This is a genomic window from Anaerotignum lactatifermentans DSM 14214, from assembly GCF_900142265.1.
GTDB lineage: Bacteria > Bacillota > Clostridia > Lachnospirales > Anaerotignaceae > Anaerotignum > Anaerotignum lactatifermentans.
Map to the genome: position 1 here is coordinate 1 of NZ_FRAH01000129.1, position 3472 is coordinate 3472.

The window sequence follows — 3472 nt, forward strand, 5'->3', positions numbered from 1 at the left end:
GCTGTTTGTTGACATGTAAATACCTCCTTTTGGTGTCTACTTTATTGTAATAGATAGTTACTTTATGTGTCCACTTTTTTAATATAGATCCAGAGTACATCAATTTATATGCCAAAGATGGAAAAACTGTAATTGGTAAGATGGAAGTAACATATGGTGGTACTATTATAAAATAACATGTAATAGTAAAGAGATTCTCGTTGTTTCTTATATAACGAATTAAAAAGGGAATTAACAACAGTAAAATACAAGTAAGCATGTGATTTTTATAGTTTATATAGGTACTATTTTATGTAAGGAAGCGCTAAAAACGGTGGGGTGTTTTTATGATGATTCATCTTAATGATTGACTGTAATTTTTGTTTAGCCAGTCATGATTGTATTGTTTGAAGGAATTATGCAAAAAGAGCATACCAATCCTCAAAATGTTTTATTTCTATCTTTATATACTTTTGCATTGATTGTTTCCTTATATCATTAATTTTTGAAAAAAAGCTAAAGTTATGGGAAAAGAATCTATGAAAGCAACTCCCCTTAAGAAAACATTGGTTTTCCTTTTCCTTGACTTCTTAAGGGAAAGTGTAACGGCAGTTTTCATAAGAAATCATATCAAATACAATCTTAAAAAAGTAAGAAAGCTGGAATCCTATGTATCATAAAGATTTCAGCTTTCTTTGTTTTCTTATGAAGATGCCCCTAAATAGATTCTTTTTATTTGTGGAATGCCATTGACCAAAGACAAGAATACAAATACAATATAAAATAGAAACATACGTTCTGGTATTGGAGGTGGTTTTTTGAAGGAAAAAACGTATATTGCAATCGACTTAAAATCATATTATGCTTCTGTAGAATGTATGGAACGAGGTCTTGATCCACTGAAAACAAACCTTGTGGTGGCAGACGCCAGTAGAACAGACAAAACTATTTGTCTTGCAGTGTCACCATCTCTCAAAGCAATGGGTATCAAAGGCAGACCAAGACTTTTTGAAGTAGTGCAAAAGGTAAAGGAAATCAATTATGAACGAAAAATACGTTTGCAGAGCAATGGAGGGTTCTTCTTATGATGCAGATGCATTAAGGAAAAATCCCGCTCTTGCAGTTGATTATATCGTTGCTCCGCCAAGAATGGGGTATTATATCAAGCAAAGTGCTTATATCTATGATATTTACATGCAGTTTGTTTCACCGGAGGATATCCATGTTTATTCTATTGATGAGGTGTTTATGGATGTGACACCTTATTTGAAAACCACTGGATTAACTGCCAGGGAGTTTGCAATGAACATCATTCAGGAGGTTTTGAAGAAAACTGGTATCACTGCCACTGTTGGGATTGGTACCAATCTGTATTTGGCGAAAGTTGCTATGGACATTGGGGCGAAGCACATACAGCCAGATGAAAATGGCGTGCGTATTGCAGAATTGGATGAAATGTCATATCGAAGACTGTTATGGGAGCATAGACCGCTTACAGATTTCTGGAGAGTTGGACGAGGCTATACCAAAAAGCTTGAGGAAAATGGTCTATTTACCATGGGTGATATTGCAAGATGTTCCATAGGAAAAGATACAGATTTTCACAATGAGGAGTTATTGTATAAACTTTTTGGCATTAATGCAGAATTGCTGATTGATCATGCTTGGGGATGGGAGCCTTGTACCATTGCGGATATCAAAGCGTATAAACCGGAAAATAACAGCATGGGCTCTGGTCAAGTGCTGCATTGTCCTTATTCAAATGAAAAAGCAAAAATTGTCCTCCTTGAAATGGCAGACCAACTTTCTTTAGATTTGGTGGAAAAAGGTCTTGTAACGGATCAGCTTGTTTTGACCATCGGTTATGATAGGGAAAATCTGAAAGACACCGAAAGAATACGTTCTTATACCGGTAAAATTAAGATTGACCATTATGGTCGAGCGGTCCCGCGGCATGCACAAGGTACGATTTCACTTGGAAAATATACTTCTTCCAGTAAAAAGATGATTGATGCAGCAATAAAACTTTTTGAGGATATTACAAATGAAAAGCTTTTGATTCGGAGAATCAATATGATAGCAAATCATGTGGTTGCAGAAGATGGTGTTTTAAAGCGTTGTGGTTGTGAACAGTTAAACCTTTTTACGGATTATGCCGAGAAGAAAAAATCGAAGAAAAAGAAGCTGTCGATAGAGAAAAAGAGAAAAAACTACAACAGGCAGTGTTGTCTATTAAGCATAAATTTGGGAAAAATGCGATTTTGAAAGGTGTTAGTTTGGAAGAAGGGGCAATAGCAAAAGATAGGAATAATCAGATCGGAGGACATAAAGCATGAGTGGAAAATATGATGATATCATAAATTTGCCGCACCCAACTTCAAAAAAACATCCACGAATGTCAAGACAAAATCGTGCTGCACAATTTTCGCCTTTTGCTGCCCTAACAGGATATGAAGCGGAAATTCGGGAAATTGCAAGACAAACGGAAAAAAAGAAGCAGTTGAGTGAAGATCAGTGGGATATGCTGAATGAAAAAATTATGGAGCTGCTAAAATTACCACATAAACCCGTAAGAGCAGTTGTTACCTATTTTGTTCCAGATCCTAAAAAAGAAGGGGGAACATATCGAAAGAAAGATTGCTATATTGATAAAATTTCCATGGAAAAGAGGGTTTTATTATTGGAAAATAAAGAAAAAATCTTTTTTGATGAAATATGGGATATAGAGTTATGATCCAACGAATGTGTTCACAAAAACATTATTTCGTGCATGGAGAAACATTTCTGTTAATAGGAATAAATGGTGCAGAGTCAGAAATATTTGCTCTGTGTAATAGAAGTATGCTGTTGCAGCCATGGAGCCTGTAGTGAAAAGTATAGAATGCCACTACAGGCAATTTTATTTGAAATGGAATGAACATAATTGATACGAATTCGTCAGCAAACAAAAAACAGTAGGCATAAACGCAAAGTTCCCCTTTAGACCATAGATGTTGCGGTAGTAAAAAGTCTGTGGGTTACAGTTCTGGTTATTTTTCAGTGGTATCATCGTTTATTTTCTCGAAAACACCTATACCAAAGTCATTGAAGTCTGTTTCCATATCCAGAGATTTTGCCAGTGCTTGGCTATTTACATAAAGTTCACGTTCAATACTTAAGAAATCCGGCAGATCTTGGTTGCCTGATGATGAATGGAATAATGTTATATTTGTTTTATATACGGAAGAAGGCATATAGGATAATTCGTTTGCGGTTGAGTTTTCAAAAATAACAGAAGAATGTGGTGTTTCTAAAGTGAACGTGTTTGTATCGTTGGTAGTGATTTTCATATCGAAAGCATCCATAAGGCTTTGATTCACATGAATATATGTCTCTTCCATATGCGTTCCATCAGATTTTTTGGCAGTGTGAAACTTTTTCTGTAAATATGTAATTGAAGAGGTTCTTCTATGGTAAAATTTAAATCATAGGAGGACCTTTTATTATGGCAAAA

General features: G+C 35.2%; 2 protein-coding genes and 1 pseudogene. 2 read left to right on the top strand and 1 reads right to left on the bottom strand.

Annotated features, from left to right (window positions below; genetic code table 11):
* Positions 1-797 precede the first annotated feature (797 nt).
* Both BUB35_RS17930 and BUB35_RS17935 read left to right on the top strand, forming a co-directional pair.
* Positions 798-2315 (top strand): annotated as a pseudogene (locus BUB35_RS17930) (Y-family DNA polymerase).
* Entirely contained in the window at positions 2312-2713 is a 402-nt protein-coding gene (locus BUB35_RS17935; RefSeq protein ID WP_072853969.1) for a YolD-like family protein, read from the top strand. Before BUB35_RS17930 ends, BUB35_RS17935 begins: the two are co-directional and overlap by 4 nt.
* 295 nt (positions 2714-3008) lie before the next feature.
* On the opposite strand, the gene BUB35_RS17940 is transcribed toward BUB35_RS17935, so the two are convergent.
* The gene (locus BUB35_RS17940; protein ID WP_072853971.1) at positions 3009-3359 is read right to left on the bottom strand and encodes a hypothetical protein; all 351 of its coding nucleotides are present in this window, start codon (positions 3357-3359) and stop codon (positions 3009-3011) included.
* Positions 3360-3472: the final 113 nt, after the last annotated feature.

Coding starts and splice junctions, on each gene's coding strand:
- BUB35_RS17935 (WP_072853969.1), top strand. CDS start 2,312: ATGAGTGGAAAATATGATGATATCATAAATTTGCCGCACCCAACTTCA.
- BUB35_RS17940 (WP_072853971.1), bottom strand. CDS start 3,359: ATGGAAGAGACATATATTCATGTGAATCAAAGCCTTATGGATGCTTTC.